The organism is Rhodoplanes roseus (assembly GCF_003258865.1).
Lineage (GTDB): Bacteria > Pseudomonadota > Alphaproteobacteria > Rhizobiales > Xanthobacteraceae > Rhodoplanes > Rhodoplanes roseus.
This window is the reverse complement of the sequence record NZ_NPEX01000765.1, coordinates 1-283: the sequence shown is the minus strand read 5'-3', so window position 1 is coordinate 283 and position 283 is coordinate 1. Positions and strand designations below refer to the sequence as shown.

Below are 283 nucleotides of genomic sequence, written 5' to 3'. Positions count from 1 at the left end.
GCAATGGTTTGCCGTCGGACGGGATGTGCAGGGTCTTGCCGTCGGGGAAGAGCGCCAGAAGCTGCCGGCGCGTCATGCGCGGCCAGTGGCGGACGCTGCCGACGTCGAGATGCACGAAGGGCGAGCCGGACGTCGGATAGTAGCCGACGCCGCCGACCTGCTTCTTCGATGCGATCTTGCGGAGCTTTTCGAGCGGCACACCCGGAATGAAGAAATCCATCGCCTTTCCGGCGGTGTGCTGGCTGCGCTTGGCGACACCGGAGGAGCGCGAGCGCAGCATGTT

1 protein-coding gene is annotated in these 283 nt (G+C 65.7%); it reads right to left on the bottom strand.

Features of this window, described 5'->3' with window-relative positions; translation table 11 throughout:
* Window positions 1-283, bottom strand: a 283-nt coding sequence (locus CH341_RS32310; protein ID WP_146604756.1) for a peptidoglycan L,D-endopeptidase MepK, incomplete at both ends; no start/stop codon positions are given.